This window comes from Variovorax sp. RCC_210 (assembly GCF_041355175.1).
GTDB lineage: Bacteria > Pseudomonadota > Gammaproteobacteria > Burkholderiales > Burkholderiaceae_C > Variovorax.
Genome location: NZ_JBFUPJ010000020.1, coordinates 44,544 through 69,532 on the forward strand (window position 1 = coordinate 44,544; position 24,989 = coordinate 69,532).

Annotated in this window: 20 protein-coding genes; 10 read left to right on the forward strand and 10 right to left on the reverse strand. The window is 63.4% G+C overall.

The window, feature by feature from the left end:
• Window positions 1-74 precede the first annotated feature (74 nt).
• The 5 genes from AB6807_RS35490 (at window position 75) to AB6807_RS35510 (ending at window position 6,123) form a co-directional block, all read left to right on the forward strand.
• Entirely contained in the window at window positions 75-932 is an 858-nt protein-coding gene (locus AB6807_RS35490; RefSeq protein WP_371088238.1) for a hypothetical protein, read from the forward strand.
• Between the two features lie 222 nt (window positions 933-1,154).
• Window positions 1,155-1,499, forward strand: coding sequence for a hypothetical protein (locus tag AB6807_RS35495; RefSeq protein ID WP_371088239.1), 345 nt, complete (start codon window positions 1,155-1,157; stop codon window positions 1,497-1,499).
• Window positions 1,496-2,947, forward strand: a complete 1,452-nt coding sequence (locus AB6807_RS35500; RefSeq protein ID WP_371088240.1) for a hybrid sensor histidine kinase/response regulator — start codon at window positions 1,496-1,498, stop codon at window positions 2,945-2,947. The genes AB6807_RS35495 and AB6807_RS35500 overlap by 4 nt, the downstream gene beginning before the upstream one ends.
• Before the next feature lie 513 nt (window positions 2,948-3,460).
• Window positions 3,461-4,906, forward strand: coding sequence for a metallophosphoesterase (locus AB6807_RS35505; RefSeq protein ID WP_371088241.1), 1,446 nt, complete (start codon window positions 3,461-3,463; stop codon window positions 4,904-4,906).
• Window positions 4,907-5,355: 449 nt separating this feature from the next.
• Window positions 5,356-6,123 (forward strand): hypothetical protein, encoded by a 768-nt coding sequence (locus AB6807_RS35510; protein ID WP_371088242.1) that lies wholly within the window; start codon window positions 5,356-5,358, stop codon window positions 6,121-6,123.
• Between the two features lie 320 nt (window positions 6,124-6,443).
• Here AB6807_RS35510 and fahA read toward each other — a convergent pair whose 3' ends face one another.
• From fahA to AB6807_RS35530, 4 genes are read right to left on the reverse strand one after another with little or no spacing between them, the layout of a single operon-like run.
• Window positions 6,444-7,820, reverse strand: coding sequence for a fumarylacetoacetase (gene fahA, locus AB6807_RS35515; RefSeq protein WP_371088243.1), 1,377 nt, complete (start codon window positions 7,818-7,820; stop codon window positions 6,444-6,446).
• A 10-nt stretch (window positions 7,821-7,830) separates the two neighbouring features.
• Window positions 7,831-9,288 carry an amidohydrolase family protein gene (locus AB6807_RS35520; RefSeq protein ID WP_371088244.1) on the reverse strand — a complete coding sequence of 486 codons (1,458 nt, stop codon included), beginning with the start codon at window positions 9,286-9,288 and terminating at the stop codon, window positions 7,831-7,833.
• Between the two features lie 25 nt (window positions 9,289-9,313).
• Complete coding sequence (locus AB6807_RS35525; RefSeq protein WP_371088245.1) at window positions 9,314-10,591, reverse strand: MFS transporter; 1,278 nt, start codon at window positions 10,589-10,591, stop codon at window positions 9,314-9,316.
• A gap of 40 nt (window positions 10,592-10,631) precedes the next feature.
• The gene (locus AB6807_RS35530; RefSeq protein WP_371088246.1) at window positions 10,632-11,231 is read right to left on the reverse strand and encodes a cupin domain-containing protein; all 600 of its coding nucleotides are present in this window, start codon (window positions 11,229-11,231) and stop codon (window positions 10,632-10,634) included.
• A gap of 161 nt (window positions 11,232-11,392) precedes the next feature.
• Between AB6807_RS35530 and AB6807_RS35535 the strand changes: the two genes are divergently transcribed.
• Window positions 11,393-12,118 carry a TetR/AcrR family transcriptional regulator gene (locus AB6807_RS35535; protein ID WP_371088313.1) on the forward strand — a complete coding sequence of 242 codons (726 nt, stop codon included), beginning with the start codon at window positions 11,393-11,395 and terminating at the stop codon, window positions 12,116-12,118.
• A gap of 190 nt (window positions 12,119-12,308) precedes the next feature.
• Here the strand turns inward: AB6807_RS35535 and AB6807_RS35540 are convergent, their stop codons facing one another.
• The 3 genes from AB6807_RS35540 to AB6807_RS35550 all read right to left on the reverse strand — a co-directional run bounded on the left by AB6807_RS35540 (window position 12,309) and on the right by AB6807_RS35550 (window position 18,109).
• Window positions 12,309-13,490, reverse strand: coding sequence for a hypothetical protein (locus AB6807_RS35540; protein ID WP_371088247.1), 1,182 nt, complete (start codon window positions 13,488-13,490; stop codon window positions 12,309-12,311).
• The gene (locus tag AB6807_RS35545; RefSeq protein ID WP_371088248.1) at window positions 13,487-16,474 is read right to left on the reverse strand and encodes a patatin-like phospholipase family protein; all 2,988 of its coding nucleotides are present in this window, start codon (window positions 16,472-16,474) and stop codon (window positions 13,487-13,489) included. The genes AB6807_RS35540 and AB6807_RS35545 overlap by 4 nt, the downstream gene beginning before the upstream one ends.
• Before the next feature lie 246 nt (window positions 16,475-16,720).
• Window positions 16,721-18,109, reverse strand: coding sequence for a glycoside hydrolase domain-containing protein (locus AB6807_RS35550; RefSeq protein WP_371088249.1), 1,389 nt, complete (start codon window positions 18,107-18,109; stop codon window positions 16,721-16,723).
• Between the two features lie 652 nt (window positions 18,110-18,761).
• Between AB6807_RS35550 and AB6807_RS35555 the strand changes: the two genes are divergently transcribed.
• Window positions 18,762-19,364 carry a PIN domain-containing protein gene (locus AB6807_RS35555; RefSeq protein ID WP_371088250.1) on the forward strand — a complete coding sequence of 201 codons (603 nt, stop codon included), beginning with the start codon at window positions 18,762-18,764 and terminating at the stop codon, window positions 19,362-19,364.
• A 712-nt stretch (window positions 19,365-20,076) separates the two neighbouring features.
• Entirely contained in the window at window positions 20,077-20,721 is a 645-nt protein-coding gene (locus AB6807_RS35560) for a JAB domain-containing protein (protein WP_371088251.1), read from the forward strand.
• Window positions 20,722-21,183: 462 nt separating this feature from the next.
• Here AB6807_RS35560 and AB6807_RS35565 read toward each other — a convergent pair whose 3' ends face one another.
• Both AB6807_RS35565 and AB6807_RS35570 read right to left on the reverse strand, forming a co-directional pair.
• Window positions 21,184-21,645 (reverse strand): PIN domain-containing protein, encoded by a 462-nt coding sequence (locus AB6807_RS35565; protein WP_371088252.1) that lies wholly within the window; start codon window positions 21,643-21,645, stop codon window positions 21,184-21,186.
• On the reverse strand, window positions 21,646-22,119 hold the full coding sequence (locus AB6807_RS35570) for a helix-turn-helix domain-containing protein (RefSeq protein WP_371088253.1): 474 nt from the start codon (window positions 22,117-22,119) through the stop codon (window positions 21,646-21,648).
• A gap of 200 nt (window positions 22,120-22,319) precedes the next feature.
• Between AB6807_RS35570 and AB6807_RS35575 the strand changes: the two genes are divergently transcribed.
• Both AB6807_RS35575 and AB6807_RS35580 read left to right on the forward strand, forming a co-directional pair.
• Entirely contained in the window at window positions 22,320-22,457 is a 138-nt protein-coding gene (locus AB6807_RS35575; protein WP_371088254.1) for a JAB domain-containing protein, read from the forward strand.
• Between the two features lie 531 nt (window positions 22,458-22,988).
• Entirely contained in the window at window positions 22,989-24,164 is a 1,176-nt protein-coding gene (locus tag AB6807_RS35580; protein ID WP_371088255.1) for an ArdC family protein, read from the forward strand.
• 374 nt (window positions 24,165-24,538) lie between these two features.
• Here the strand turns inward: AB6807_RS35580 and aroQ are convergent, their stop codons facing one another.
• Window positions 24,539-24,982, reverse strand: coding sequence for a type II 3-dehydroquinate dehydratase (gene aroQ, locus AB6807_RS35585; RefSeq protein WP_371088256.1), 444 nt, complete (start codon window positions 24,980-24,982; stop codon window positions 24,539-24,541).
• Window positions 24,983-24,989: the final 7 nt, after the last annotated feature.

Genomic DNA, 24,989 nt, shown 5'->3' on the forward strand with positions numbered 1-24,989 from the left:
TTTCGTACGGCTCGACGACTTGACGCTACTCCTATACGGATGTAGATATGTACACGTTTTGCGTGAAATGCATCATGGCTTTCGATACCGAAGAGCAAATGCTTGAGCTGCATCGAGGCGAAAGCTTCACGGGCCGCCTTTCCAGGTACACGTGCCCGATGCCATCCGTTTCGGAGGTGAAGGGACGTGGGGCGCAACGCCATGGATGTGCCATGATCAACGGCGTGAGCCACGTCGACGCCAACATCATCGCCACGCTGCAGCCTGCCGCCATTGAGGCTATGGATCTGCCATTCCTCTCACCCTACAAGCAGGCCGTGGAGCAAGCCATCCTCGGCGCCCGTACAGAAGATGGCCGCAAGGGAAGGGAAGGCTGGCGCGTTCGCGAAGATCTGGGGCCTATCGCATTCGACGGGGATCCAGCCACGGCGACCATCTTGCTGCTCAAGGCGAACCCAAGCTATGGCGATGAGGCAACGCGCGAGTCACACTTCCAACCTCATCCGGAGTGGCCACTTTCCGTGGTCGGGCCCCATGTCACGCGAGGGACGATGGCCTACTACCGGAACGACGTCTTTGGTGCGCTTCGTCGCGAAGGCATCACGCTTGAGCAAATCAGCCGTCGCATGCTGAAAGTGGAGCTGAGCCCCTGGGCAAGCAAAAAGTGGCCGACCGGGCAACGCAATCTCTTGAAGAAGATGGCAGAGTTTCCCAGTCGCGCTCCGATTCGTGAGCTTGTTCGCCAGCTCGTTGCTCAAGGCGTTGTCGTGCTGATCGCCCGCGCCGAGAATGAGTGGTTCGCCGAGGTGCCGGCGCTGAAGGACCTTCTTGGCACACAGGTGTTTGTGTCGAGCGCGAAGATTGCGCCTGCGATCACGGACAAGATGTACCCCGGAAGCTGGGCGCGCGTTATCGAATCGCTTCGTTCGTAGTCGGGGGCTTCTGCAAAAAACCAAGGGACGCGAAACCAGATCGGAGGTTGGTGTTGCGATTCCGCCTGCCTGCTGTGCCACCGGAAGTGTTCCGCGATGGAGATGCAGGGGCCTGGAACTCGCGTTTGAACATGCGACAGGCCCGGCGTAGCCAACTGCAGCCTACTCTGGATGATTCACAGCAGACAATCGAAGCAACCCTGCTATTTCTGACGACCCGCGTTGAACCATCCTCCCATCGAGAATTCCAGCCGTCAGCGCGTGCTGCGTGAGCACCTGTCCTCGGTCTACGCCTCGCGCAGGGCCGGCGTCTACGGTCATCTGTGCTTCACCTTGATCGGAGGCGCGATGGGCTATTTCTATTTGCACTTGCCGCTCGCGCTGCCGTTTGTGCTGATGCTCGCCTGCGTGAACCTGTATGTGCTGGCGTCGCCACGCTGGCATGACGACATGCCTGAGGCGGACGCTCCCGTTGGGCGCGTAGACACACGTACCAGATGGTCCTTGTTGGTGTTGCGACCGCGCCTGTTCCCTGGTTCTTCGTCACCACCCAAAACGCCGAAGTGACGGCGCTGATGGCGATCCTGATCATGGTCGGCTGCGGTCTCGCGATGCAGTCATTGTGGCCCATGAGGAGCTCGCTGTTCGGCTATGGCATTCCGATGATGGGCGGACTGATCGGTGCATTGCTCTGGCACAGCGACGGCGTGAACTTGTTCTTGGCGGCCATCGGCACGGTCTACCTGCTGTTTGCCCTGCGTCGGGGCGTGTTGCAAAACAGGGAGTTAACCAGTGCGTTGATGTTGCGTTTCGAGAACGAATCGCTGGCCGGTCGCTTGGGCGCGCAGATTGCGGCGACCGAGCGCGCAAGCGTGGAGAAGACGCGCTTCCTCGCGGCTGCCAGCCACGACCTGCGCCAACCTCTTCACGCCGTCGCGCTGTTCGGCGCCGCGCTCCAGAACGCGCTGCACAGCCATCCCGAACGTCAAAACGCCGAGCGGCTCATGCGCGCCGTCCATGCCCTGGGCAATTCGCTCGACACCATGCTTGATGTCTCCCGCCTTGACGCAGGTGTGGTCACCCCCGACATCCAACCGGTGTCCCTCGGTGCGGTGCTGGTGTCGCTCAATCATGTCTTCCTGGCACGCGCCGACCAGGCAGGCTTGCAATTGCGCATACGGGCCAGCGCAGTGTGGGTACGTACCGACCCTCAGCTGTTGCAGCGGATGCTCTCGAACCTTGTGGACAACGCACTCAAGTACACGGTACGCGGCGGCGTGGTGGTGCGCGTGCGCACGCGCGGCGAGCGAGTGTGGGTCGAAGTGCGCGACACTGGCATCGGCATCGCGCCCGAGCAGTTGGATCGCATTTTCGAGGAGTTCTATCAAGTCAACAACTCGGAGCGCGATCGCGCGCATGGCCTCGGGATCGGTCTGTCCATCGTGCAACGGTTGGCTCGACTGCTCGCCCATCCGGTTCAGGTGCAGTCACGAGTGGGGCGAGGGACACGATTTCGTGTGCAGATGCCCGCCGCGTGTGCACCGACAGCAATGCCGGTCGATGCGCCGGCGGGCGCGTCAGCGCTGCGAATGTGGGGATATCGGGTGCCGGCGAGGTCTTCGCCACCGGTGTCGTCCCGACGCGTGCTGCTCATCGATGACGAAGCCGAAATCCGTCAGGCGATGACCGGGTTGCTGCGCAGTTATGCATTCGATGTGCAGGCGGTGGCCGACGAAGCGGCGGTGGCCATGGCACTGTCTGAAGCGGAAACCGCGGGGCGGCCGTTCGAGCTTCTGCTGTGCGACTACCGTCTGTCGAATGGCGGCAGCGGGCTCGATGCGGGCCTGCGCTTGCGTTGGCGCAACGGCGTGCGTTTGCCGTTGCTGTTGATCACCGGCGAGACCGGGCCTGATCGTCTTCAACGGATGCGGGAATCAGGCGTGCCGGTGCTTTTCAAGCCGGTCGATGCAGGCCGGCTCCTGGATGCCATCGACATGGCGCTGGAGGACGTCTGAGCGTGGCCGAGGCCTGAGGATTCTGGCGGGGCCACCGTTCATGTGTTCACGCAGGCTAGTGCCAGTCCCTTCCAAAGCTGGGCATGTCCGCACGCCGCGTCAGCGCGGTCGTCAGCGGTAGAACCGTCGTACCTTCATCAGGCACTGATGCTTAGCACCGATGCGCCGAAGCCGAGAGGCCTCGCCACTGGATTGATTTCGCTAGGGTCGAAACGGTCTGGACAGACCTGTCGGCGCTGAATTGGCGGCGGCAGAGTCGACTGTCGAAAGAGCGCGCTCGACGAGAAGCGCCATTGCGCGTGCATACGGGTTTCGTAGGGCGAGCAGGCCCGCGCGTTCGATCTCATCAATTGCGTGCTTGTCTTTGGGCGGGGCCGATTCGAAATGTCGCCAGTCGCATTGCGCACGAGCGGCATGATGCCCTATGCAGGATCTGAAATGCATCCTGATTGCAGGGTCGGCTGCTTGATTTCGCGGCCTATTGCGCAGAGCATGTGCGCAGGAGGCCGACCCATGGACGAGAACTCAGTGCCGGAAATCAAAGAACTTGCGCAAGTGACCGTCGGTCGCTTTGTACGGTACCTTCAAGAGCGCAACGTTCCTTTGGCAAATGCCCATGAGGGCCTGCACCTGGCTTGCGAGGCGCTGCTGGCTGAAGACACCGACGAATTCGTTGCGATGATCGTGGGATGGTTCGAGGCCGCAAGCGGCAACACCGTCAAGTTCGACGCTTCGGTTCGCAGCAGGCTCGCGGGAGAGTTTCGCGCCGCGGCTTGGATGTACGAGAAAAAATGGGTTGTCTACCCGTACCCTGGCTTGTCGACGGGTTCGAGCGAACTTGAAGCGGGACACCTTGTAAAGGGGCAGCAGATCGTCGTTTGTTCAGACATTCACCTGGGCACGAAGTCGTCGCGTCGCGATGCATTCTTCGCCTGGCTGGATCAATGCCGCAACACCACGATCGTGTTGCTTGGAGACATCCTCGACCTGTGGATCTATTCCAAATCCTTCAACGACGCGGCGCTCGCCCGGCACATTGTTGCGCAATGGGAGGACCTTTGGCACAAGCTGGAAGCCGCACGTGAGCGCAGTTGCCAAATTCACTACGTTCCCGGCAATCACGATGCATTCGTGTATTTTGTTGAGTCCGAAGATCAGGATCGGTGGTCGCGCAACATCATGAGTCGGACACCGTTGCTGCGACAGATCGCGGAGGCTACACAGCATCGCAGGTTTGTGTCGCTCGGGGACATTCACTACCCATGTCTGCGATTGAGGGCGGGAGAATCAGACATCCTCTTTACCCACGGGCATTACGCTGACTGGGGATGGCGGCTGATGGCTGGCCGAGCCGATGCGCTCACGCCTCTGCCTACGGCGGTGGCGAGCGCCAGCGTGATCCTGGCGCACAAGAACGCCGCGTTGCTTCGAAAGGGCAACAATCAGATGGACTGGTTGAAACGCACGCACCTGATCGAGGACACGGCGATCTCGATCACGAATGCGCTGCTGACAGCTTATGAAGGTGCCTGGGACATGATGGGTCGCTCGGCAGATGAGTTCACCGCGCTCCTCGACAACGCAAGCGCCTTGTACTTCGGCGCCCAAACGCGCGTGTCGGCAGCGGAGCGGCTGCACATCCGCCAGGCGCTTTTACAACTGAGACTGGGCGAAGAGAAGAGAGAGTCGAATCTTCAAGCTGTCAAGTCCGCACACCTGCGCTACTTCACGGACCGCTTGAGCGGCAGCAACGGGCGGCTGACCATGGAATCCGGACGGCCCTTGATGTCCAGCACAGCGCTCGCCACGTTTGCGAAGTTTGACGATCTTGTGTTTGGCCACTTCCACGACCCACGAGACGGCGACCGGGTTCACGACACTGGCGGGTTCGTCGACACTGTGGAAACATTCTTGAGTATCGAGGCAGACGGCGAAGTCCACAGGAGGGCGTTGCCGTAGCAGCAGGTGGGACAGTGGGCGTGTTGCGGTCTCGCACTCAAGTGAAAGGATGGACAGAATCAAACCTGTCCCGTCTCGCAGGCTCATGCGTATTGAGCGTCATTGACCGCCGTCACAGCCATTCCGTGAAGATAGGGCGTATCCGTCTGCATCCGTGGCATAGGCCTTCCTATGGCCTATACAAGCGGTGGAGTTCTTCTCTAAGATCGTCTCGCCACCAGGGATGGTGGGAGCGCAGCCGGACCTGCCTGGAAGCCGAGAAGTCAATGCTACCTTGGCCGCATCAAGTCAGTCCAACAGCCTCGCCCGCGCGTTGCGTCGCGACGCGACAGGCGTCACGGACGCGGATCCCGATAGCCTCAAAGGATCCGCCTGACCGGCGTTTCCCTCGTTCGCGGCTGTGCGAGGGATCTGTCGTCACATACACGGACTTACCAAACGGAGTGGAAATGCTAGAAGAGATGGATTGGCGCTTACAGGGCGTTGTGGTCTTGGATTCAGTCGCGGAAGTAGATGGTGGAACGCAGGAGTCGCCCAGTGAGCGTGTCATGACGAGCGTGGACGCTGTCCGCTTACAGGATGGTCGTCTGCTGGCATTCGCCATTCCGAACCCTTCAGCGATGATGCTCGATGCTTCCAAGCGAGCGTTCGACGCGGCTCAACAACTTTTCGCGCATGAATCACTCAAATGCGCGCCGCGAGGATTTGTTCAGTTTCCTTCGAATGCAGATGCGGTTGACTTTGCCGAGCACTTGATCGTCTCAGTTTTGACCGCCTATACCGCATTGGAATGCTTTGCCAACGAGAACATTCCTCCGTGGCTGACATACAAGAAGGTGGACCGTAAAGGCGAAACACCTCGGATGCTCGCGAAGGAGCAAATAGAACGGGAGGTGAACCTCGGCGTAAAGCTGGCGGTCGTGCTTCCACAGGTGTTTGGTGTTGAAAGTCCGAAAGGCACCAGTGATTGGGAGGCGTTTGTGAAGCTGGAGAAGGTGAGGAATCGGGTCGTTCACATGAAGCACGACGACAGAAGGTCAGGCGACGTCGGCGTGGACACGATTTGGAAGGCGCTGCTCACGGTTGCGTCGCCGTATCACGCGGCAAAGAAACTCATGGATCGTTTCCTTTGCAGCGTGCCTCACATACCCGGGCTGGAATTTGAAAACTGCAGGCCCGTGAGGCCTCGATGGCATGTCGAATGCCCGCACAAGTAGCCGAAGCCGCGCCACGACGGTCCACCAGCCAGCTTTGAGTTCTGAAACTACGCCGCAGACCATGAAGCTCATCCAGGGAAGCCCTGAGCATGAGCACGTTTCTTGCCTGAAGAACTGAGCCTTGAATGAACTCCGGACGATCTGCGTAGGGGCGTGATCGACAATTGCCCGAGATCCTGTCGATTTGGTCCGCAGTCGCTTGGCGTTGATTGTCGGCGAAGCCGATGGCCGGACAGTGCGGAGAGGCTGGTTGCGAACGCTGCAGTGGGAGAGACACGATCCCAGGGGTTGCCGACCTCTGACTCCCCAAAGTGCCGCGCTCAGGTTCTCACGGGGTATGCAGGAGCCACGAAATTTTGACCATGCCGCAGCACTTCGAAATCACCGCGCAGCAGCGCGGACAGGACCGTGCCGCGGCACTCGCCGAATCCGATTCGGCGTGCGCCCGGCCGCTCGCACACGCCGCGCAAAATGACCGTGTCGCCGTCTTCTAAAAACGTCCGCTGTTCGCCGTTGGCAAGGGGCAGGGGCCGCGCACCGCCCTGGCCAAGTTCCAGCAGGCTGCCGCCTTGTTCTTCGCCCGGTCCGGAGATGGTGCCGGAGCCGAACATGTCACCGGTACGCAGGTTGCAGCCGTTGACCGTGTGGTGCGCCACCAACTGTGCGATGGTCCAGTAAGCATCCGTGAAATTGGCTCGGCTCAAGCGTTGCGCCGGCAGGCCCGCCTCCCGCATCTTCGCGGTCTGGATCCAGACTTCCATCGCGATGTCGATGGCGCCTGCGGCCCGGTTGGCAGGCGAATTGAGGTACGGCAGGGGGTCGGGATCGCCCTCGGGCCGGCTGAATGGCCTGCGAAACGGAGCCAGTGCCTCCATCGTCACAACCCACGGCGAGACCGTGGTCGCAAAGCTCTTCGCGAGAAAGGGGCCCAGAGGCTGATACTCCCAGCGCTGGATGTCGCGCGCGCTCCAGTCGTTGAGCAGCGCGACGCCGAACACGTGCGATTCCGCTTGCGCCATGTCGACCGGGCAGCCGCGCGCGTTCGGCGTCCCGATGAACATGGCCAGCTCGAGCTCGTAGTCGAGTTGCCGTGACGGTGTGTGGACGGGCACCTTGCCGTCCTGCTGGAGGGTCTGGCCCCACGGGCGGGCCCACGATTCGCCACTGGGGCCGATCGAGGAGGCGCGACCGTGGTAGCCGATCGGCACCCATTTGTAGTTGGGCAGCAAGGGCGTGTCGGGACGGAATTGCCGTCCGACCGACAGCGCGTGATGGATGCCCGTGAAGAAGTCCGTGTAGTCCCCGATCTCGCAGGGCACGCCGAGCTCGACCTCGGCCTGCGCCCGCAGCGCCATGCGCATCGTGGATGGCACCTGCGCACCATGGCGCAGCGCTTCGGACAGGGCGCGTCTGAAGGCGCGGCGCTTTTGCGGACGCCACGCCATGAGCGCATGCATGTCCGTGGGCACGCGCGACGCGTTCCCGGACAGCAGCTCTGCTTGCGCCAGGTCGAGCACCTGGTCACCGATGGCCACCCCGATGCGCCATTCATCTTGCGGCGACACCCGGAAACGGCCGAATGGCAGGTTCTGGATAGGGAAGTCCGTGTCAGGGTCGTTGGCCGACTCCACCCAGCAGCGCAGCCTGGGGTCATGCGTCGGGTCGATTGCGCTGTCATGCGGCGAGTGCGTCGTCACGTCGCGGTCCTCACACGCGGATGACCGGGGACGTGCCGGGCTCGGCACCGTCCTCCTGGTTCGCCGCATAGCGTGCGATCGGTTGCGCCATGGCCGCGCTCAAGCCGCCCTGGGCCTCGAAGCGCGCCAGCAGGTACTCATGCGTCGCGCCGAGCGCTGCGGTCGCGCCGGCCTCGTCCGCGACCAGTCGGTGTGCGCGCTTGACGCAGTGCCCCGCCACCATCACCGTCGAGAGCGTGTCCGAGCTGGCGTGGAGAAGGAGAGCAGCCTCGGGGTTGCCACGCGGCCAGCCGATCATCGAGATGCCGCGGGCATCGTGCAGCAGGATATCGGCTGACTTGCCGGGAGTGAGAGAGCCGATGTCGCGCTCGAGGCCGAGTGCGCGGGCGCCGCCCAAGGTGCCCCAGTGAAGCGCTTGCGCGCAGGAGATCGGCACGCCCTGGTCCATCGAGCCCGATGCGCCTTGGCCCAGCATGCGACGTCCGGCCTGGAGCAGCAGACGCAACTGAAAGCGTAGGTCGGCACTGTTGTTGGACAGGATGTCGATCCCCAGCCCGATGTTGATGCCGTGACCGCGCGTCTGCTCGATGACCGGCCAGCCCATGTTCATCTGCAGTTCGGTTTCTGGCGTGATGGAGACGTGGCTGCCCGTGTCAGCCACCGCCCGCCATTCGTCGGGTTGCGAGTGATTCATGTGCACAAGCGTGAGGTCGGGCCCCAGAAGCCCCTGCTCGATCAGCCGGCCTGCGTCGCGCCGGGGCGTGCCATCGAAGATGTTGCGCGTGGAGTTGGCATGCCAGAAGATGCGCGCGTCCAGCTCGCGGGCGACGCGGAACTGCCGCACGCCATAGGCTGTCTCCGGCCAGAACCACGACTCCTCGGGCGACACGGCAAGCGTCAGCAGGCTGTCCTTGGAAGCAAAGTGGCGCGCGGCGGTCTGCCGCAGGTGCGCCTCGCGATCTTCCAGGCTGGCGAAAGCCGGGTTCGGCAAGGGAGGCCTGTTAAAGCCGTAGCTCCAGACGACACGCGCGCCCGAGGCCTGGAGGCCGCGGATGCTTTCGTCGACATGGTCTGGTGAGTTGAGGTTGTGGCAATAGTCCGCGGTGGTTGTCACCCCTTCGCGCAGGGCCTGCATCATGCCGCCCCATTGCGCAGCGTACATGTCCTGCGGGCGAAAGCAGGAGGCGACGAACAGGCGGATGCCCGAAACATAGTCCCGGATCGACCAGTCGGCGGTGATGCCGCGCACTGCGCTCTGCCAGACGTGATGGTGGGTGTCGACGAAGCCCGGCGAGGCGATGTGCCCCGTCGCATCGATCACCTCGAAGCCCGCCAGGTCGACTTGGTCGGCCAGACCCGGGTGCACCGCGGCGATGCGTCCGTTCTCGATAAGGATGTCTGCGCCGTCCAAATTGCCGATGGCCGGATCGACGGACACCACGAAAGCGTTCTTGATCAGTGTTCTCATGAGGTGTGGGTGACGGGAAAGATTTTTAGATGCGGGACCAGCGAGTGCGTCCTGTGCGTAGCACGTAGAGCAGCACGCAGGCGATGGCCATGCAGGCGAGGGCGCACAGCAGCGGCGTTTTGTAGGAGCCTGTCAGGTCGTACAGCATGCCGGTCGCGCCCGGTCCGATGGCGCCCCCCAGCAGGAACAGCCCAAAGATGCCGCCATAGGCCGTGCCGTAGGAACGCGCGCTGAAATAGCGCGACGTGAGAAAGGCCAGCAGATCGATCTCGGCGCCCACCGCCAGTCCCGAAATGACAGCCCCTGGCAGTGCCATCGCGCTGCCGCCGACCGCGAGCAGCGACAGTCCCACCACGACAAGAGCGAACATCGCAAGCGCGATGAACTCCGCTTCGAAACGGTCCAGAAGGTAGCCCGTGAGGAGGCGCCCTGCGATGACGGCGAAGCCGATCGAGGAGGCCAGCTTGGCCGCGCTCGGTGCCGCGATGCCCGCATCGACGAGCATGGGCACGAAGTGCACCACGACACTGATCACGCCCAGCGCGGCAAGCAGGAAGATCCCGCCCAGCAGCAGAAAAGGCGGGCTAGACCAGATCTCGCCCATGGGCGCAGGCTCGCCAGCACCGGCGCGCTGCGCGGCGCTGCCCGCGTTGACCAGCGCGCGTTGAGAAATGAGGATGCAGGCGATGGCCACGAGCGCGAGCAGCACGGCGATGCCGAGCGCCTGGTAGGCGCTGCGCCAGCCGGACTGCGACAGGTAGGGGAGGAGCAGTGACGGAATGAGGATGGCGCCGATGCCCGGCCCGGTAAGCATGATGCCGAACGCCATGCCGCGGTGTTTGTGGAAAGTGGCGATGATCATTCGGCTGAACGAGACCGCCGTGGTGCCGGCACCGAGGATCGCGGCCAACGTCGACAGCGCGATGAACGAAGGCAGGCTGATGGTGAACGCTGCAAGCAGAAAGAAGCCCACCGCCAGGCCCCCCATCGAGACGAGCGCGATGCGGATAGGACCGAACCGGTCAACAGCACGACCCACAGCCGGCGCCACCACGGCCGCCGCGAGGTAGCAAAACAGCGGGCTGAGCGAGACCTGGCCCCGGGTCAGGCCGAGTTCCTTGGCCACGGGCACGAGGAAAAGACCGGAGGAATAAAAGTATGTCGAGCTGAAGCCCGCCGTGACGCCCAGCAGGCAGGCAAGCAGCACTTTCCAGCCGCGCTGGAATTCCTGGTCGGGCGCAGCTGCGCGCTGTGCATCCTGGCGAGCCGCAGGGGCCTCGGGGACTGTCTCGTGCAATGTCATATCTGCCTCTGTGTGTTGTCGTGTGTGCGGCCGGGCGATCTCAGCTGCGCGTGCCATCGATGAGAACGAATGCGATGCGCGCCATGGCGCCCGAGCGGTTGCGCCAGCCATGGCGCGTGCCGCGTTGCACCAGTACATCCCCGGGGCGCATGACCTGCTCCCCATCGTCCATCACCGCCACCAGTTCGCCTGCCAGCAAGATCGCGTAGTCGATCGATTCCGTGGTGTGCATCGAGGGGTCACCCTCGCCGTCGCGATGGGCGTCGTTGCCGAAGGTCCGCGTGAACGTTGCCTGCACGCCTCGGGCGAACTCGGCCGGATCGACCGGATCCGGCGGAAAGTCGATGATCCGAACGACGGAACCGTGGACCGGGGGGCGAATGCCCACGTGCTTATCGACAGAGTCCGGCGCGTCAATCCGCGCGGGTGTCTCGGTGGTTCGCCAGAGGTCGGTCACGACGTAGCCGGGGCGCTCCGAGGGGGCGCGTACTGAAGGCGAGGGGCCGACCGCCACGAAAGTCGAGCGGCCCGCGGCGTCGACCCCCGTGACCAGCCGCCGCACCGGAGGCAGCGAGGCTGTGGAGGCCGGATGCGTTGGAAGTGCCAAGGCAGAGGTCTCGGGCAGGACTGGGTTTGTCATGTCGATCTGGGCAGTGGTATCGTTGGAAAACCATAGTTTCAAACAGCTGTTTTAAATATGCGATTAGGGATTTCCCGTGGACTGCGCACACTCGCGCGCCGAGCAACCTCGATGCCAAACATCAGTTCGCACTTCGCGAGCGCCAAGAAAGGGGCGTGCTGATGGCCGGCGCACGCACGCCCAAGGATTCCCTGGCCGCCGGGAAAATCCTGCGGGCTGCGGAGACTCTGTTCGCAAGCCATGGCATCGAGAAGGCGTCCTTGCGCGACATCACCATGCTCGCGGGCGTCAACGTCGCGTCGGTGAACTACCATTTCGGCTCGAAAGACATCCTCGTGGAGGCCGTCTTCGCCAAGCTTGCCGAACGAGTAAACGCATCGCGCACCTCGGCGCTTGAGGCCGTGCGCGCGCAGGCCGCGCGTTCAGGCCGGCCCGCGAGCGTCGAGCAGATCGTGCAGGTGTTCCTGGCGCCCTATCTCGCCCCCAATGAGCAGACGCACGGCGAGTTGCTGGCCCAGTTCTTGTTGCTCAATCGCCTGAGCCCGTCGCCGGTGACGACGAAGATCATGATCGAGCACTTCGACCCGATGGCGCGCAAGTTCATCGAAGCGTTGTCACAGGCGTTGCCCGAAACACCAGTGCAGACGCTCTACTGGCGCTACAACTTCATGGCGACGACCGTGTTCATGTCGGTCACGGACAAGGCCCGCGAAAGCCGGCTGGCCCGGTTGTCGGAAGGCGCTGCAGACCCAGGCAACCGCGAGGAATTGGAAGTGGCACTCACGGACTTCCTGGCGGCAGCGATACGCGGCCCTTCCAGTTTGCCGCCTTCAGCTCCAGCCCCCCAGTCCGCCCGACGTGCACCAGACAAGGCACAGCGTCAGTAGCCCGGGGCGGGTTGCATGGGGCTGTGCTTCGCGTAGCGCGTAGCCTGGGCCAGAACCTTATGATGTACCTCACGGTGATCAAAGATCCGACGTCAAGATAAATGTGCCTTGACAATGCGTGTTCTCCAGCGGGCCTCATCAGATGTCCGGATGGAACTTGCAACAGGTGCCGTCGGATGCCGATCGTTCATCATGGCGCCTTGGCTTGCGGTTCCTGCAGCGGCTCGGCTCGCTCCTCGGCCTTGAGCTCTTCTTTTTGGGCGTGGGCATGCGATTCCAGCGCCTGAGCCATCGCGAGCACGTGCACAGGTTCGATGTCTGCGACGCACGCGTCGCTTGCCGCCGGTTCATCGTCCTTCATGAGATCGCGAAGGATGTCGCTGTTCACGATGCCGAATCGTCGCTTTCCTTGCGGCAAAAGATAGCCTTGTTGCGCGAGTTCGTTGAGGTACTCAAGCAAAAGCGCCTTGGACTCTACCGTTGACTTGTCGAGGACCTTGTGGAGCCAGTGGTCCAACGCGTAGGTGGAGAAGCTGAGGTTGAAATGTCTCCACATTAAGGACCTGCCGCGGGACCTCTTGAGGAAATGCAGGTACAGAAGCGCTTGCCATCGGCGCGGCGTCAACATGATCGCGTCGAGATTCTGCTGCGGCCTGTATCCCAGTGCGCTCGGCCAACCGGCAGGTGGCAGGCCAAGCCGTTCCCTCAGTGCGCTGTCGGCGGAGTTCGCAAGCGTCCTGAGGTCGTCGATGTCCTTGCCGAACCTTCTGTGCCGGCCAAGCCATGTAAACATCCATGCGAGTGCCACGACCAGGTTCAGCGCGGCAAGCTGAAATTTGGCAGCCGAAATGGCGGCGACGTTGTTCAGCTGCGATTGGAAGGTCGCTTCTTGGGGACGACCGTCCATGTTGGCCAAGAGCCAGAAATTCTCGGCGTGGTCGAGAACCCCGCCTGCGATGGCCAGCAAACAGGTGACCGTGATGGCCGCTCGCCAGAGTCGAATGGGATCGGAATAGAGTGTTGTGATCTCGCGGTATGCCCACGTCGCGTAGCCGATGAAGTAGACGGTGTACATGTCCGTCAAGAGGTTGTCAGCCCAGACAAGAAGCTCGGGCACGCCGATGAAAAATGGAGCGCCGTACAAGCGCTTCGGTGCATCGATGGCGTTTTTCAGTGTCGCTTTGCAGGCTGTCGGTGTATCCAGCGTGAGCGCCTGCAAAGCACAGGCTTCGCCTTGTGCGTTGAGCAACCAGGTGTTCAACACACCCAGGGTCAGAAGCAAAACGAACGTGAAGGCCCCCAAAATGGCGACCCAGTGCGCTTCGGTCCATTCGAGGTTCGAAGGTTTCAGGAGCGGGCGCGTGTAAGTCATGGCCGGTTCCCTGCGGTGGCGAAAGCGTTCTTAGCAAGGCACGCCTCGCCGAGTTGCTCGCCCAGTTTTCGATAGCTCTCGAATTGACTTTCCGAGAAGAATTGGTCGACCGTCGTCTCGTGTGGAAAGAGCGTGTTTTTTCGCGAGTAGGCAAACACGTCGACGCCGAGCTTGCGTATGGCGACGAGCGTCGGCTTGATGATGACGATGGTGCCCATGACCGTGCCGTAGTTGATCGTTCCGCGCACAAAGCCGTCGGACCTGTCCTGCCTTTCCTCAGAAGTCCCCAATCTGTCGAGATTGAAATCAATCTCGACGCCGAAATCGATTCGGCACTTGCGCACCAGGTTGGCCAGATCCTCCATCCCGCGTGCGGAGTCCGCGGTGGCGTCGACGGCCAGTATCATGGTGCACCTGCGACGCACCAACTCATAGACCCCGGAGTTGTCAAAGTGGCCGCCGTCCGAGAGGTAGACGAAATTGCTGGTCTCGTTGGTGTATCCAAACAGTTCGTGCAGCAGGCAGAAGAGACCAAAGACCGGACTTGACCTACGCCATCCCAGCCGCCAGAGCGGGTTTGGGGACCAACGGCCCAGACGGGCATTGAACACCGTCAGCAAGAACGCCAGGGCGGGCGTCGTGGCTGCCCCGCGGTTCGGACTGAGTGCGGCCCCGGAGGTCGCCATCGCCATTCCAAGCGTGAAGGTCTTCCCTTCGTCCTGCTCAGAGGCCCACTCCGTGGTCGGGCGGTAGCCGCCCACGCGCATGACCCCGGCACTCATGGCCGTTGCGCCCATGGAGTCTCCAGTGCTCGGGCCCAAGGCGAAACCGCACTGGTTCGGGGTGAACGTGAAAGATGCAGCCTTGCGTTCTTGCCATGCCAAGTTGCTGCCTTGCGTGATGTTGATGGCTGCATTCAGGATGTGGTGCGGTCGAACCGGAATGCTCGAATCCATTTTTGTGTGCCGCATGTTGCACAGGTACACGTCATCCTTGTCATCGAAGCCGGTGAAAGGGTGTGCCGTGCGCCTCGCCTGTCGGCTCGCACCGAGATAACAACGTATCAGTCGGGTCTTGTACATGTTGTGCAGAGAAAACTTGTTCACGTCCACGCGTGAGCCGAACAGCACGAAGATGACGAAGCAGAACATGAATGCAATGCCCGAGACACCCATGTTGAGGACGCCATCACAGCTCAGCGGTGGATTGGTGACCGTGATGTGCGGACTGTCAAACCCGTTTGGTGCCACGCAGACTTGGGCCGCGTACTTTTGCAGCGCAAAGCTTTCAGTGGCGAATTGCCGCAGTGACTTGTGCTCTGGCACCAAGGGCGCCATCGTCACGACGGCCGCCTTGCCAGGCTCTGCCTTGACGAAGAGTTCGACTTGCTGCGAAGTAGGGCGATGGTTCCAGATGTCGGGTCGCCTGGCGCATTCCTGCTTGCCGACACAGCCGCCGATGTACTCCATGGCCACGCCCGTGGTCGCGGCTACCCCCCAAAGCATTCCGACAACCACCAAGACGAGCGCCGTGCTCAGTACCGCGCTGCGCGCGGTGTCTAACAGCGGGGAACGGACTTCATCCTGCTTTTTTCGAGCGGGCGTGAACAGCGTCGCCACCAGGCTGACGAGCCATCCTGTACCTGCGATCGCGGCAAACCACTGCCCGCTGCGGTCGTCAACCCAACGGTAGATGGCCGCGCTGTAGAAGGACAGCAGGAACAGACCCAACCAGGACACTCCAAGTATGGCAAACCATGCATTCATGCGGGACCACCACTCCCGGGTGCGCTCGGTGTACGTTCGCCCAATGAGCCCGACCAGGACCGATCCCACGATTCCGAAGGTCAGCAGCAAGGCCGGTGGACCGAAGGTCAGAAGCGCTGCGGCACGCTCTACCGTGTTGTCCGAAGTGACCGTGATCAGCTCGATGAATGCGCGCAACAGAAGACCGCCGACGAGCAGCGCTCCCGCGTAAGCGAGGACATAGACACCCGCCTCGCGGATCAGTGAGGGCAACGTGCGGCCGCCCAACACCTGAAGAATCGCCCAGAAACCACCTCCCGATGCCAAGAGCGTCGTCGCGATGATCGCAATGGCGCTGAGATCACCGGTGAAGCCCGTGGCCTTGCCGAACAAAGCGATGCTGCCGAGAAGGGCCGTGATCAGCCCGGGAATCACGACGATACCCAGCACGCCCCAGGTCGAATTCATCAACGCGATCCTCTGCCCGGTGTCGAGCGCCATCGTGCGCGACAGATGAAAGGCAATGGCCAGCGGAAACAGGAAGAAGCCCATCCAGGATGCGGCGTAGCCCAGTTCCTTGTCGAGATACGCAACGGCATACATCGTCGGATGCAGAAGCAGGCGAGGACCGAGAAAGAAAAGGCAGAGGAAGGAAACGAAGATGATCAGGTTCAAGGCGACGTTGCGCAGCCAGGTCGCCACCACTGTCATCGAGTCAGCTGACAGCATGCCGAGGCTGGGTGTCAGGTAGTTGCTGTAGCGGCGCAACCAAGTCACTTCGTCGGCTTCCTTGGGGCCATCCCTTGCGGCCAGCGCCTTGCAGACTTCCGGCAGTCCCTTGCGATAGATCCATGCAGAGAGCCAGGCGCCGATGTAGCCGCCACCCGAGACGGTGGACAGATAGTCAACGTGGTGCAGCTGGTCCTTTTTTGCGAGCGCTTGCAGGACGCCCAGACAGAAGGTCGCAGAACGGATGCCCCCGCCGGACAGCGCGAGACCTGTGCGAGATTCACTGGCCTGCGAGGGCGCTGAACCGTTGGGATTCGTTCGAGGCGGATCAGAACTCGGTTTTGCAGACAAAGAAAGTTTGCCCTCGAGACGATCGCGTGCCACCTTGATGGCCGCAAGCTCCGAGGCTAGGACATCGGCGAACTTGAGCAGCTTTGCTGCCTCGGGAGGCTCGCTGGGTGTCCCGCCCAAAGGTTGCTCCTCGGCTTCCGAGACCGTGCTTATAAGCATGACCTACTCCTGCAAAGGACGATGCTGCGCCGCGGCGCATGCACCGGCATTGATCTTCCCAATGGCGCAGAGCAGCGCGCTCCCCGGCCCTGTCAATGGTCAGTGCCCGCCGAGTCGAACGGCAAAGCTCAGGGCTGCATGCCGTCGCCGCGTCATGACCATAGGCGGCAACTGCTTCGTCACTGTCGCCGTCGTCGGCGACGTTCTCGTGAACGGGACCGAGGCGATGCGTCTGTCATTGCGACCTCAGGGCCGAAGAAAATACTCGGTCGCCGTCTTGCCGTCTTTTCCGTGTGCGGATCGCGTGTGGGGCTCGTTGGCCGTGTTCTGGTTGTCGGTGACCAGCATCCTGTCGTCGTCGATGGCCTTGATCACGAGGTACACGTGATCTGAGCCTGGCGGGTCCGTGCTGTCGTACGCGGCGCCGACATCGCCGGGCTGCTGCTGTCCGACGGCGATCCGACTCCAGCCGCGCTTCTCGAGTCGGGCGGCCAGTTTGCCGGCACCGACCGTCATCTCCACCATGATGCCGGACTGGCGCAGCAAAGCACTCAAGTGAGCGGCACAGCCATTCTTGGGGTAACCGGCCACTGCGGATTTGGCTTCCTTCCTTGCTGCGGCGATTCCTTCGGCGGAACTGCCGTTGTCGATGAGCGTTTGCACAAAGGACGCATCAGATCCAGCGAGGGGCGCGGGTGGTGTCGCCTCCGGTATCGCGCGCATCGCAGACAGGTGCGTCGCGCTCCCCAACCGCGCGTTGGCCCCATCAATGAGGAATCCGGTGTTGACATAGCCGTCCACGGCGCCATCGCCTTGCAGATCGATCGACGTCCATGTCCCTGTCGTTGCCAGCGAATGAACCTGCGTGCCGTATGGAAGAAGTCTCTGGATGCCAAACTCGGTGCCAGGTCCCTCTCTCAAGCGAAGCCCGTTGCGGGCGTTCACAACCTTCGCAGGCGCCGTGCCCAGGGCTGCGACCGCCGGCACCGGCAGCACGAAGTCGCCGATGCTTATACCGGCTCCGACCGTGTTCGGGTCGCAGCGAACGCCTGCGATGGTGGTGTCCATCGCCTGCAGCAGCGTCCAGCGTCTCGAATCTAGGAACTGCTTGTATCCCGTCCACCCCGTCGATTGCGCAAGCCAGGTCAGCTGTACCATGTCGGCTTCGAGCAGCGCCTGGCAGACCGCGCCGCTGCCGTAGACACCCAGCAGATACGTGGCGCCGCCATTGTCTTGCGCGAGGGCCTGCGCAACCCCTTCGAAGTAAGGGATGACGCGTTTGTTGATCGCGTCCTTGCCCTTGCGAGGATCGGCATCGGTGTCCACGCCGAAATAGATGGCAGTCCCCGCCGGCTGTTCGATGGTGTGTTGCGCATACATGCGCGCGTAGGCACCGTCCTTGAGGCCCGCGTCATTGTCGAAGTAGTCGATGTCGTCGCCATACCGGCCTTCATAGACGATGCCGATTCTCAAGCCCGCGCTCGAGAGTGCCAGCGCTTCAGGGCGATGCAGGCGCTTCGCCGCGCTGGGAACCGAATCGCGCGTGTAGTAGCGCATGACAGTCTCCACGCCCGCACTTCGCAAAGCTGCGGCATATTTCTCGCAAGGGTAAGACACGTCGATGATCCGGGTCATGCTTTTCTCCTCGAAAGTGAAGGGGCGTGCGCGCGGGCCTTGAGGCGGTGACGTCTTAACGTGCGGGAAAATTCCAATCGACGGCGTGGCTATGACGCAGCACCTGGGTCCCGGATGGCAACGTGAAATGCCTGCTCAACGTCCCGCGCGTTCGTGCGGCCGGCGCGTTCAAGCATCGTCAGCGCAGGTTGGTGGAGGGATGCCGGCCCCTGCGTGGCTTGCTGCTCGACACGTCACGCCGTGTCGGATGCAGATCTGATTCGGTGCGCATCACGAGGTCCGGGCAGGGCACGCGCTGTCGCGCCGCAAGAGCATCCAAGGCCATGTCCGTCTCCTCGCATCGTTCGATGCGTCTTTATAGATTTGTGCGTGGAGTCTGTCTCTCCTATATATACGGGAGGGCGGAGTTGTCCAGAACGCTCATCGAGCGCGACTTCGCTGCGCGCGTCGGCCAAAGCACGCTCTTGTTGCGAGCACGGCTGGTGGATTGGCAGGTGGGTAACCATCTTCTGTGCGCCGGCAACAGCGCCACCACGGACATCTGCGCAGTCCAGTCAAAGGCGGGCGACGCAGAGTCGGTGCCCGATTGCAAAACGATGGGTGAGCGGCCTTTGGCTATGATCCCGTTGCACCATCCAACTCAAAATTACAAATGGGCCTGCGCATCAACTATGTCTTCATCGACTACGAGAACGTGCAGCCAGAGGCGCTGTCGGTCCTCCATGAGGATCACTTCCGCCTCATCGTCTTTGTGGGTGCCACACAGGCAAAGGTCGCGTTCGAGACCGCGGCCGCTTTGCAGCGCATGGGCGAACGCGCGTCCTACGTGAAGATTTCCGGCAGCGGGCCCAACGCGCTGGACTTTCATATCGCCTTCTATCTGGGTCAACTCGCGTTGCCGGACCCGAGCCCGTACTTCCATATCATCTCGAAAGACACCGGCTTTGATCCGCTGATCCAGCACCTGAAGGGTCGGAAGATTTTTGCGGCGCGCTGGCGCGACGTGACCGAGATCCCGCTGCTCAAGGCTTCAAATGCGAAATCGCCAGCGGAGAAGCTGGCAATCATCATCGAGCACCTGAAAGCCCGTGGCGCGGCGCGGCCCCGTAAGGTCAAGACGCTGATGAATAGCATCGGCGCGCTCTTCCAGAAGCAGGTTCCGCAGGAGGAGCTGCTCGCCCTGTTAGGCGAACTTCAGGCGCAAGGCCTGGTTTCCGTCAGCGACACGAACGTCTCTTACAGCCTGCCAGCCTGAAGCGAGGGCTGGTGTGAAATTGAGTTCATCCGAGCTCGACCGGTGTCATACCTTTCAATCTCGTTCACCACTCGAGAAAGGTTCGGCTGGGCCGCTGAAGTCTTCGTTGCAAGTTTGATTGCGCTGTGCTGGACCCCGGCCGGATTTGGACAGCCAGTCGATGTACGCGCTGATCCAGGAGGAGGGCGCTCGCTGCGGGCAGTGACCGCGGCCTGCCAGGCTCCGCCTTGCTATCCCCGAACGGGCCTGCCGTCGGTCGACGACGAGCAAGCGCCAGGTTGCGCACCCATACGAAACCCTGAACTCGGTCGAGTTGGCGGCCGGTGTGCTGGCCGGACGAGCAAGTCGATGCCGAATCAGGCCGCCGCGCAGTACGGCCTGGGCAAATGAGTGCGGGCCGCCTGGTGGCCGCCGTAGAGACAAGGTGGTGCCCGGCAGCGATGGTGAATGGGCGTGGTGCGTGGCTTGCACGAATCCGCGCCGCAGAGGAAGCGGAGACCTGGCGCGGGGACCTTCGTTGGCGTTGCGAAGGGTGGGGGAGGGCTTGCCTGTGAGCCCTGAGGCTACCCCCTCGTTCTCGCGTTCAAGGCCCTGCGCGCGCTGCGCGTGCTCGGCGCGTGCCGCGCGCCTGCGGCGGCCTTGAGCGCTGCGCTGCGACGGGGTGGCGGGGTCTCGCAGGCAATCCCGCCTGTGTCACCCACAGGAGTTCGTCATGAACGCTCTCACTTCTTCCGTCGTTGCTTCTTCACCCGATGCTGTTGCTGATTCGTCGCTGTCCACCTGGAGCGTGCGCGAGCGCAGCGTGCTCGCGGCGCTGCGGCCGTTCCTGGGCGCCGATGCCGAGGTGCTGTACGAGGCGCAGGGCCGTTCCCTGCACAAGCTGGTGTGCTTCGCGCGCGACTCGTCGCTGCCGGGGTGCGCGCAGCTGCTGTGCGGGCTGCGCCTGGCGCGGGAGCTGCTCGCCGAGGAACTGCGTCCGGGCGAGGCGTTCCGCTCGATGTACGCCGTCTCGGACTATCTGAAGCTGCACTTCGCGGGTCAGGCGCACGAGAGCTTCGCGGTGCTGTTCCTCGATGCGCACCACACGCTGCTGGCGTTCGAAGACCTGTTCCGGGGCACGCTCACGCAGGCCGGGGTCTATCCCCGCGAGGTGCTCAAGCGCGCGCTGCAGCACAACGCGGCGGCTGTGATCCTGGCGCACAACCATCCGTCGGGCGAGGTCGAGCCGTCGGCGGCGGACCAACTGCTGACGAATGCGCTGAAGGAAGCGCTGGCGTACATCGACGTGCGCGTGCTGGACCACTTCGTGGTCGCGGGCAACCGGGCGGTGTCGATGGCCGAACGCGGCCTCGTCTGAGTGAGGCCACGGGGCGCTTCGGCGCCCCTTTTTTCCAGCAGGCGGGTCCCGCGCGTGAAGGACCGGCCTCGTTTTCGGTTCGGCTCGCGTGGCCTTCTGCTCGTTGGATGGATCGCGCATGGCACCGGTCTCGCGTGGCAAGCCAGAGTTCGACGCTTGCACGGGCGGCCGTGCCCGCGACGAGCGCTCACGCCGCCTTGCGCGCATCGACCGCGCGCAAGGCTGAGCGTCGACACGCTGGTGTCGGCGGTGCAGATCGCTTGCGGCGGCGTCGCCGCCTGCGCTCAAAAATCGGCTGTTCCGAAAGGCGTCTTGTGTCGTCGCCCCCTGGGAGGACATTGGGGACTCGTCAGATCAAGGCCACGGCGTCGCGCAGCGTGTCTGCCGTGAGCGGGAGCTTCCGGTCGTGGAGTGCCTGGATCAACGCTTCCGCCGAGCGCGCTGGCTGGGTCCACCGCGCCCTCATTTTCTGACCGCGGTCAGAGCGGTCAGCTTGTGCAGGTTCAGCTGATTGTTGACGAAGCGATCGGGATGCTGGACCTCAATGTTGAACGGGTCCAGCCGCTCTTGCGGAAAGTCATCGAGGTTGAAGGTCACGATCGCATCTGCGTGACCCGCGATGGCCACCGCCAGCACATGGCGATCCTGCGGATCCGGCAGGCTCAGGGATGGGATCAGCGACTCGAAACCGGTGACGAGGCTGTCCGGGATCGTGCTGTTCATCAGCGCCGCGACAGCGGGCAGCCTGTCGGCGATGTCCGGCCGGTCGGCTGAGAGATTGCGCATCCATTCCTCGTGGATCAAGGTGCTCCATTTTGCGTGGTAAAGCCCTTCCACGGCCAAACTCATCAGGACATCGCGCACCAGCGTCGGATACAGAACGTTGGCGTCCAGCACCGCGGTGTAGCGTGAAGAGCCCGCCACTCAGAACTCCAGGTCGAGCGCTTCCGACAGCTTGGTGAGGTCCTGAAGCTGTTCTTCGGAGCGGCGCTTCTGTTCGGCCATGTAGCGCCTGAGTTCTTCGAACTCGATGCGCCGATGGGCGCCCACGAGTCGGCATTTCAGGTGACCGGCCTCGATCTCCTTCACGACGAAGGGACGCGAGACATTCAGAAGGTTGGCTGCGTCCTGGGTCGTGAGTTCGTGTTTCTGTGGCATCAGAAGCATCGGCTCGCGCTTGGCCATCTGTCGCAGCACGTCGGCGAAGAACCGAAGCGCCCTGGGCGGCAACGCGAGCACGGGCGCTGCACCGCCGGCATCGTTTTCAGGCAGTTCCAGAATGACGTTGATGTGGTCAGCCTTCGAATGATCCAGCGCCACGAGCAGGCACTGATGTGCCACCGCCGCCATCTGCGCTTCGGCTGCGCTGGCGGGGTCCAGTACATCGTGGTCTTTCATGGCGTTTTCTCCGTGCAGTTGCCGAATCGTCGAGCGGGGCCTCTGGTGGGCCATGGCCTCTATGGTAGCCACATTCGAAACAAACGCAATAAACGAAGCAAACGACACTTGCTTCAAGGGAGTTCGGACGTTCTTGTCCTGCCTATTTCTTCGCCCGGCAACCCGAAGAGGAACGGGCGCGGCAAACCACGCCGGGTGAGGTGGAACCGTCCGCTTCGGACCGGCCACTGACGAATGAGCTGAAGGAAGCGCTGGCGTTCATCGACGTGCGGGTGCTGGACCACTTCGTGGTCGCGGGCAACCGGGCGGTGTCGATGGCCGAACGCGGCCTCGTCTGAGTGAGGCCGGGGGGCGCTTCGGCGCCCCTTGTTCCTGTCGTTCTGCGGGGGTACTGCTTGCGGCCCCGTCTTGCGCCGCCCGTGCCCTCGACGTGCTGCGAGGCCCTCTGTCAAGCGCGTTCCGCGGGCGATGCGGCGTGAGCCGCTGCGCGGCTGAAGCTCGAAGACAGAAAGGACGCAGAACTTGGCGTGCGCGGCGTGGCCGCGCAGGATGCGAACGGATGCGCCACTCGGTGACGCGCCCCGGTCGTGGAAGGTCGGGACTTGGACGCGTGGCGGCGTGGTCCTGCTCGTGGTGGCCGGTCGCCTGCTGCCGGTCCGCCTCTGATCGACGCATGGCGCGGGTCGCTCCCCGCTCCAGGGTGAAGGCTGCGCCCCCGTCCTCGCCCGGTCCTCGCGGTGCTCGGCTGCGGCCTGCGGGCGGGCCCTGGACCCGCTCGCTGGCCCCTTGCCCGGTCTGCGTCGAGGCGGCTCCGACAGCAGGTTTTCTTCCACCCCCACCGCGGCGTGACGCCGCAGAAAGGCTTCGCCATGACCTCCGCTTTTCCTTTCCGTGCCTCGCGTCGCGTTGCGCGCGACGACCGCGCCTCGCGTTCCGCGCATGCCTCGGCCGCTGCGCGGCCCGTCACTGCCACGGGCGTTCCCCCCGTACCCCCCGAGGACCCTCCCACCGCAGAGTCTCCGGATGCGATGACGGCCTTGCGGGCGGGCGGGCGCATCGATGTGCGCCAGGCGGTCACCGAGCGGATCGTCGCGATGCTCGAACAGGGCGGCCACGTGTTCCGCGCCCGCTGGGTCGCGGCGGCGTCGCGCGGGTTCCCGCGCAACCTGTGCACGGGGCGGCCGTACCGGGGCGCCAATGTGCTGCTGCTGTGGGACGAGGCCCTCACGCAGGGCTATGCGACCCCTCTCTGGATGACCTACCGGCAGGCCCAGGCCCTCGGCGGGCAGGTGCGCCGGGGCGAGCACGGCGTCCTGTGCGCGCACTTCGAACGCGTGGGCCAGCGCCGTGACGGTGTCGGCGACGGAGGGCGAGCGCGCGGGCGCGCGGATGGCGAGGCTTCGGACAGCGATGCCGCTGCCGATGCCCTTGCTGCGCGCTCGGGTTTCCTGCGCTGCAGGCCGTTCTGGCTGTTCAACCTGGCGCAGGTCGACGGGCTGTCCGAGGGGAGGGGCGCGGTGGTCGCCGAGGCCTCGGACGCGGCCGCCGAGGCGTCACGGGCGGATGCGCAGGGCAGCGGGCGCGAGGGCCGCACGGCGGTGGAAAACGCGCTGCGCCTGGTGGCCGGCTGCGATGCCGTGGTGCGCCATGGCTTCGAGCGCGCGATGTACCTGCCGGCGCTCGACGAGATCCGGTTGCCCCTGCCCGGGCGCTTCGTGAACGCAGACAACTACTGCGCCACGCTGCTGCATGAGCTCGTGCACTGGAGCGGCCATCCGTCGAGGCTGCACCGCGCGTTCGGCGCGCGTTTCGGGGATGCGGCGTACGCCTTCGAGGAACTGGTGGCCGAGCTTGGCGCGGCCTTCCTCATGGGCCGTTGCGGGCTCGTGGACGCGACGATCGAGGGCCATGCGGGCTATCTCGAGGCCTGGCTCGCAGTGCTGCGAAATGACCGTACCGCCATCTTCTCCGCGGCGCGCCATGCGAGCGACGCCTTCGACTGGATCGTGGCGCAGGCGTTGCCGGAGATCGGCGAGCTGTGTTGAGTCGCGAGCGGGTCGATCCGCTGGCGCTGCGGGCGACTGCCCAGCGGGCGTGGGTGGCTGCGCACGGGGCGGAAAGGAGGAGGCGGGGGGAAGGTGGGGGAGGGGAGGGTGGTCTTGCTGTTCCCTCTCAGCGTTGCACGTCGTTCTCGCCGTCAAGGTCTGCGCGCACGGCGTGCGCTGAAGTCGTCCAATGCCGCAACCTGGGGCGACATCGCGGAAACCCGGGCGACTGCGGGCGAAGACCCAGCCGAGGGCGGGGAGCGCAAACGACACGACGCAGTCAGGGCAGCGGCGCCCCGCTGAGCGGTGCCAGCAGGCCGACGGACCCAACCTGCGAATCGGAACGGCTTCGAACAGCCGCTCAGACAACTGAGTCAGGCCGGCTGTTCTCGGAGCATCTCCCACATGGCCTTGATAGCAGCCCGGTACCCGCCAGGTCCTAGACCGGCGATCACGGCGGTGGCCACCGCGGACATGTAGGAGTGGTGGTACATCTCCTCTCGGCGATGGATGTTGGAGATGTGGACCTCGATGATCGGCCCTGGAAACATCTTGAGCGCATCCATGATGGCCATGGACGTAAACGAATAGGCCGCGGGATTGATGATGATTCCGCTGCCCGCGTCGATGGCCTCGTGGATCCAGTCGATCAATTGGGTCTCGCTGTTGGACTGATGGAACTCCAACGGGATCGCCCCGGCCTCGTCGCGGCACATGGCCTCGATTTCGGCGAGCGTGGTCTTGCCGTAAATCGCAGGCTCACGCTTGCCGAGACGGTTGAGGTTCGGACCGTTCAGAATGAAAAGCGGCTTGGTCATGGGTGAG